Genomic DNA, 6,735 nt, shown 5'->3' on the forward strand with positions numbered 1-6,735 from the left:
ATTAAATTCAATTTTATCTTTAATGGTTGCTTAACCAAGCAATATGACTGTACAGACCGTCAATAGACAATCCTATTAAACTACAATTTGCTTTTTCAAATTTTTCTTCTAAATGCGCAAATGTCATAAACTCAGATGTACAAACAGGCGTAAAATCTGCTGGATGACTAAATAGTATAGACCATTTCCCTTTATAATCCGATGGGTAATTAATATCTCCTTGAGTTGTTACTGCTTTAAATTCTGGTGCCTTAACTCCTATTCTTGGCATTGCAAAAACTTCTTGTTGTGTTGTTTCTAATGTGTTCATAGTATATATATTTTAATTTATTGATACTGTAAAATTACTTTAGAAGGCTGTGGCTATGTGTAACATTTGTCACTTAAACAATATCTTAAGCTTATATTAAAATAAGATTTAGCTATCAACTAAAATCTGCTGTAATGTAACAAATGTCACCTTTTATGACACACTGTTATTTTATTTTTACACTAATGAAAATGAGTACTTATATATTCACTTTAAGTGTAACCACTCTTATACTATTTAATAGTACAAGAGTCTCCTTAACTTATGCCTATTATAAACTAGATCCTATAGGTTTTATTGAAGCTTTATGTGTTAATAAAGATAAACCTGAGTTACAATGTAATGGTAAATGTCATTTAAAAAAGGTTTCAAAATCATTAGATAAAGAGCAAAATACATCAGAAAATATAGTCGATTTTAAAGAGCTTCTTTTATTTACGCTAACCACAGAAAAATTAGCATTTAAACACAAAAACGATCTAAAAAAACAAAATACTTCAATTTACAAAAACCTGTATTCGTTTAGCAGTATTAACGATTGTTTCCATCCTCCACAGGTATAATTTATCTTTTAGTATAGGTAGTTGATCTACCCCAAACACAGAAGTTAAATATAATACTACTATAAATGAAAAAAATATATAGCGTGCTTTTATGCATGCTAATTACAGCTATGTCTTTTAGTCAAAATCAAAACGAAACTAAAAAAGACACTACAAATCAAAAAGTACACAAATTAGACGAAGTTATTGTTACTGGAAAATTAAACACAGATCCTGTATTAACAATTGTTTCTAATAATTATGAAAAAGACATTGTACAACCTAAAAACGTTGCTGATTTGTTTAACAACATCAATGGTTTTTCGGTAATTAAAAGAGGTAACTATGCTATAGACCCATCTTTTAGAGCATCTCAATATGAGCAATTAAACATCCAATATGATGGTGGCACCAAAGCAATGCATGCTTGTCCAAATAGAATGGATCCCATTACAACACATATTATTCCTGAAGAAATTTCTAAAATTGAAATTATAAAAGGACCTTATACTGTGCGTTATGGTGCTACATTTGGAGGTGTTGTTAATTTAGTAACACAAAAACCAGATTATGAAGATTATGGCATCTACGGAAAAGTATCTGGTGGTTATGAAAGCAACGGAAGCTCATTAGTCAATTTAGCGCAATTACAATACATTCAAGAAAAATATGATATTGTAGCTAATGCTGGTTACAGAGATTTTGGAAATTATGAAGACGGTAATGGAACAGAAATCCCCTCGTCCTTTAGAAGTACCGATTACGGCATCAAATTAGGGTATAATTTTACTGAAGACCAACGTCTACAAGCACATTGGAGACAATCTTTTGGTCGTGATGTCTTACATGCAGCTTTACCAATGGATACTGAATTTGATAACAGCAGTATTTTATCTTTAGACTATAAATTGGATAACATTGGTAACGTCCTTAAATCTTTGACTGCAAAAGGATATTATAGCTATGTTGATCACTTAATGACAAACAATAACAGACCGTCCTTTATGATGATGGAAGCGTCGTCTGCGGTAGATGCAACAACTATTGGTGGTAAATTAGAATTAAATTGGAAACCGCTTGAAAAACTAAATATCTTTTCTGGTTTAGATGCTATGCATGTTGCTAGAGATGGTGGCAGAACTAGAATTATTAAAATTATGAATGGGAATATGTTAGCTACTCCAATAACGTTTAACGATAAGGTTTGGCAAGATTCGTACATTACAGATTTGGGTGTTTTTACAGAAGCTAAGTATTCTATTAACCCTAAAACCATTATTACAGCAGGTGTACGTTATGACAATGTAACTTCAGACATACAAGATCCAGAAGCTGATTTTGAAGCTTTATACGACTTAAAAAAACGAACGGAACACAATGTTAGCGGAACCATTTCAATTAAAAAAAGAGTAACCAATAATTTTACACTAGAAGCTGCTTATGGACGTGGTGTGCGATCTGCTAATATGATTGAGCGTTTTATTAACCATTTTACTGTTGGTCAAGACCCTTATGAATATGTAGGAAATCCTAATTTAAAATCTGAAGTAAATAATCAATTTGAAATTGGCTTTAAAGGAAAACAACCATTAAAAAATGGATTTAATAGCTTTAAATACGAAACGTCTTTTTATTATTCGTTTTTTGAAAATTATATTGTTGGTGTTATAAATCCAACATTAACAAGAAAGTTTAATCCTACTTCGGACCCAACCAATGTAAAAGTATTTAAAAATATAAATGAAGCTTATAAAACAGGATTTGAAGCTATGGCTGAAATCTATTTTTTAGACGATTATTACTTCAAAACTGAATTTGCTTATGTCTATGCTAAAAACAAAGATTTAGCAGAGTCATTCCCCTTAACGCCTCCTTTTAATACCAAATTAGTTTTAGGATTTCAGAAAGAAAAATTTTGGGGAAATGCACAATATAACATCGTATCTAAACAGGATAATATTTCTAGAAGTTTTGGAGAAACCGAAACGCATGGTTATCAAACTTTAGACATCCGTTTTGGCGTTAAACCCGTTAAGAATATTACTTTAGGTGTTGCTGTAATTAATGCTTTAGATGAAGCTTATAATAACCATTTAAACTTCTCTTTTACTAATCAAGAAGATTTTGGACGTACACCTATTACAGAACCTGGACGTAACTTTTCAGTATTTTTACAGTATATTTTTTAATAGAAAAAAATGAGGAAAGTATTGTTTTTAATTCGAAACTATAAAATAAATAAAAAAGAATGAATAAATTAATAATTGTATTTACACTTTTTGTGACTTTTGGCTATGCACAAAATACAAACGACAGAGAAAAACAAGATGATAATATTGAAATTAAATCTAAAAACTTTGACAATTTATATCGTATCAACGATTCTATTTATCGTTCAGAACAACCAAGTAAAAAAGGTTTTATAGAATTAGATACTTCAGGAATAAAAACCATTGTTAATTTACGAAGATTACGAAATGACATTAAAAAAGCTAAAGGCACTGATTTGCAATTAGAACATATCCCATTAACTACAAAGCAAATTACAGAACAGGATATTTTTGAAGTTATTCAACATATTGACAATGCTGAAAAACCACTTTTAATTCATTGTTGGCATGGCTCTGACCGAACAGGAGTAATGGTTGCTGCATACAGAATAGTTATAGAAAACTGGAGTAAAGAAAAAGCAATTAAGGAATTTAGAACTAAAAAATTTGGTTATCATGAAAACAAGTATCCAAATCTACTTTATTTACTAGAACATTTAAATGTTGAGGACATCAAAAAGCAGTTAAAAACTATCAATTAAAACTAAAAAGGCTCGATTTAATAATTATCGAGCCTTTTAGTTTAATTAATCTATTTATAAAAAATATTATTCAGCCTTTAATTTACCTTTCTTTTGGCTCTTCTTTATCTCTGTCACTATTTGTCATAGAGCTTACTAATAAACCAATAAGCCCTAAACAAACTAGAGCAAATATAGCAATCATAATTACTCCGTTGTTCCAGTTATATAATGCAATGTTTTGAGGTATCATAGTGTAAAAATTGTATCGTTATTTAATACTGTAAAATTACTACTGTACTTTCATAATTAATATGACATATATCAGTTTTGTGATACCTTTTTTAGACCTTTATTTTTTCTGAAAAATAAAGAACAATTCTCGACCAGCTCTTGGTTTTATAGAGTTATGCGCTTCCTTAATAATCTTTATATTAAAATAAGGTTTAAAATAGCCTAAATACTCTGTTTTATCACCTCCAAATGGTGGATGAGTTGTATTTAAAACTGCATCAAATAATAAACCTGCAACTTTACCATTAATATTTAATAATTCTGAAACTTTTTTTGCGTAATCACCTCTTAAACTGGGATTAATAGCACAAAAAAAGGTTTGCTCTATAATTAGATCAAACGTCTGATCTAAATCAAAAAAATTATTTAAAATTAAATTTGAAGTAGGAAACGATGGCACTCTTTTTTTAAAATTCTCTAAAGCTGTTTTAGATAAATCTACAACATATACATTTTTGAAACCTTTTTCATAAAGGTATTCTGCTTCATAGCTATTGCCTCCACCAGGAATTAAAATTTTTAAATCCAAATTGGTTAATTGATCAAAATAAGCTTTTAAAGGAGGCGAAACTTCTCCTAAATCCCAACCAATATCATCGGACTGATATCTATTATCCCAAAAATCTGCACTTAAATCCATTAATAGGTAGCAGTTATAACGTCAATTAATTGGTTTTTTTGAAGCACACCTGATTGTCTCCAAACTTGTTTTCCTTTTTTAAACAGCAATAATGTTGGCACTCCTCTAACTTGATATTTAGATGCTAACTCTTGGTTTTTATCAACATCAATTTTAATAATCGAAACTCGGTCTTTTAAATTGTCTTTTACATCCTTTAAAATAGGGCTCATAGTTTTACAAGGTCCACACCACTCTGCATAAAAATCTACTAAAACTGGTTGATCTTGATTGATTATTTCTGAAAATTTACTCATTATTTATATCATTTATTTATCAAAACTAATACTCCAAATCCCTCTAACTTGATTTAAATCATAACCTACAGCCTTATCATCAGGATATAAATTAGCAAGGCTCTTTAATATAGGTCTTTTTATATCTTGATTTGGTTTACCATGACATTGCAAGCACATTGCGTTTGTTTTTATTGGATAATAAACCTGTACTTTATCTTCTAAAACATCAACTATTGGTTTTGGTTCTGTATTATTTTTAATATCGTTTTTAAAAGAATTAATATACGTTAATTCTTTTTTATTTGCTAAATTATTTTGATTTCTTGGTTTATCAGACACTCTTTTAATTGATGCATTATGCACTACAGACATACTATCCGTTAATGGATAGGCTTTTTCATTACAAAAAGCTAATGCTTCTAAAGTTCCTTTTTTTTGAATAGTACCCATTAGATTTTTTCCTAATACCGCTTTTGTTGTTAAGGCGTATTTTAAACCTCTTTCTGCGTATGGTAACTCTTCTATACTATTTTCGACTTGTTGTTGATCAATAGTACTTTTTTTTCCTTTTCCATTACTTTTAAAATCACCTTTTTCTTCATTATAATGTTTTTCAAACCATTCTGGCTGATCAATTTCATAGTCAAACATATACTCGGCAATTTTAGCAATAGTTTCTTCTGGAAAGGACTGTTTAGGCATAACACCAAAACGTTTTACTGCACCATACATTTTAGCATCTTGTGCATTTGGATTTTTAATCCATAATTGCATATCTGCTGTAAATTGAGTTTTAGTTGTATTTTCGTCAATGTAATGCTTTTTAATAGCGATCATTGGTGGTCCAATCCTATCTGTTTGACTAGCAGATGGACTGTGACAGGTATAACAATTAATTTCCATTAATTTTTTTCCTGGATGCTTATTAGCTTCCATTTGCTTGTCAAATACAGAATAAGCTTCATTTTTTGTGTTTTTACAACCAAAAAACACAACTATTAATACTCCAAATGCAATTACTTTTTTCATTTTAACTTTTATTATTTTGAAAGCTTGCCAGTTGCACAGCTAACAAAAGATTTAGCTTTTGATAGTATATTATTTGTATCTTCTATTGAAGGGTAGCCTAAAACTTTTAATTTGTCTTGCACTGCAAAAGCATCTTCCTCTTTAGTATAATTAAATTGAACTTTACTTGCCTCTACATCTACTTTAATATCTGATATATTTTCAATTTCAGATAATTTAGTTTGAATTGTGTTTGCACAACCACCACATTTTAAATTTTGTACTATTATTGATGTTTTCATTTTTTATGTATTTTGTTTTTTTTTTGAAACTAATTATAATTTAAAAAACCTCCTTTTAAGTCGTAAATTTCTTTAAAACCTAAGGTAACTAATTTTTTAGAAGCCTGCTTACTTCTACTACCACTTCTACAGTATACATATATTGCTTTATCTTTATCTAACTTATCGAATTGAGCATTAAATTTACTTGAAAAAAAGTCAATATTTTTTGCATTTTTAATATGTCCTGAATTGTATTCTTTTGGAGTTCTAACATCTATTAACTGCACATTTTTGTTTGTGATTTGTGCTCTAAACTCTTGAGCGCTTAATACTTTAATATAATTGTTATTTGATGTTTTAGAACCAAAAAGAGCTGTAAATATTGACATGATAATTATGTGTTTCATTTATAATTTATTTACTATAAAATTAATAAATACAGGACGTATTATTAGTAACTTTTGTTACATAAAAAGCGCGTATTACAAGATTGCAATACGCGCTTTTTCTAACTAAAAAAACTAAGTTTTTTATTTTAATGTAGATGGACAAATCTAAAGTCTGTTCTAGGAATATTTGTTGTTTTAA

Annotated in this window: 10 protein-coding genes; 3 read left to right on the plus strand and 7 right to left on the minus strand. The window is 29.0% G+C overall.

What is annotated here, in order from left to right:
• Positions 1 to 19: 19 nt before the first annotated feature.
• Positions 20 to 310: a redoxin domain-containing protein gene (locus tag ITB9_RS15800; RefSeq protein ID WP_261975549.1), complete on the minus strand. Its 291-nt coding sequence runs from the start codon at positions 308 to 310 to the stop codon at positions 20 to 22.
• Between the two features lie 191 nt (positions 311 to 501).
• On the opposite strand from ITB9_RS15800, the gene ITB9_RS04105 reads away from it, so the two are divergent.
• The 3 genes from ITB9_RS04105 (at position 502) to ITB9_RS04115 (ending at position 3,664) form a co-directional block, all read left to right on the plus strand.
• On the plus strand, positions 502 to 873 hold the full coding sequence (locus tag ITB9_RS04105) for a hypothetical protein (RefSeq protein ID WP_051419274.1): 372 nt from the start codon (positions 502 to 504) through the stop codon (positions 871 to 873).
• 65 nt (positions 874 to 938) lie between these two features.
• The gene (locus tag ITB9_RS04110; RefSeq protein WP_054851260.1) at positions 939 to 3,041 is read left to right on the plus strand and encodes a TonB-dependent receptor domain-containing protein; all 2,103 of its coding nucleotides are present in this window, start codon (positions 939 to 941) and stop codon (positions 3,039 to 3,041) included.
• A 59-nt stretch (positions 3,042 to 3,100) separates the two neighbouring features.
• A complete protein-coding gene (locus ITB9_RS04115) occupies positions 3,101 to 3,664 on the plus strand; it encodes a dual specificity protein phosphatase family protein (RefSeq protein ID WP_054851261.1) in 564 nt (187 codons plus the stop codon).
• 82 nt (positions 3,665 to 3,746) lie between these two features.
• Here ITB9_RS04115 and ITB9_RS15570 read toward each other — a convergent pair whose 3' ends face one another.
• The 6 genes from ITB9_RS15570 to ITB9_RS04140 all read right to left on the minus strand — a co-directional run bounded on the left by ITB9_RS15570 (position 3,747) and on the right by ITB9_RS04140 (position 6,554).
• On the minus strand, positions 3,747 to 3,896 hold the full coding sequence (locus ITB9_RS15570; protein WP_162874837.1) for a hypothetical protein: 150 nt from the start codon (positions 3,894 to 3,896) through the stop codon (positions 3,747 to 3,749).
• 99 nt (positions 3,897 to 3,995) lie between these two features.
• Entirely contained in the window at positions 3,996 to 4,577 is a 582-nt protein-coding gene (locus tag ITB9_RS04120; RefSeq protein ID WP_054851262.1) for a methyltransferase domain-containing protein, read from the minus strand.
• The gene (trxA, locus tag ITB9_RS04125) at positions 4,577 to 4,873 is read right to left on the minus strand and encodes a thioredoxin (protein ID WP_036600384.1); all 297 of its coding nucleotides are present in this window, start codon (positions 4,871 to 4,873) and stop codon (positions 4,577 to 4,579) included. The genes ITB9_RS04120 and trxA overlap by 1 nt, the downstream gene beginning before the upstream one ends.
• Positions 4,874 to 4,885: 12 nt before the next feature.
• A complete protein-coding gene (locus tag ITB9_RS04130; protein ID WP_054851263.1) occupies positions 4,886 to 5,884 on the minus strand; it encodes a DUF3365 domain-containing protein in 999 nt (332 codons plus the stop codon).
• Between the two features lie 11 nt (positions 5,885 to 5,895).
• Complete coding sequence (locus ITB9_RS04135) at positions 5,896 to 6,165, minus strand: heavy-metal-associated domain-containing protein (RefSeq protein ID WP_054851264.1); 270 nt, start codon at positions 6,163 to 6,165, stop codon at positions 5,896 to 5,898.
• 29 nt (positions 6,166 to 6,194) lie between these two features.
• Positions 6,195 to 6,554, minus strand: coding sequence for a rhodanese-like domain-containing protein (locus ITB9_RS04140; protein WP_261975550.1), 360 nt, complete (start codon positions 6,552 to 6,554; stop codon positions 6,195 to 6,197).
• Positions 6,555 to 6,735: the final 181 nt, after the last annotated feature.

Origin of the sequence: Olleya sp. ITB9 (assembly GCF_001315805.1) — a bacterium.
In the GTDB taxonomy this organism is placed as follows: domain Bacteria; phylum Bacteroidota; class Bacteroidia; order Flavobacteriales; family Flavobacteriaceae; genus Olleya; species Olleya sediminilitoris.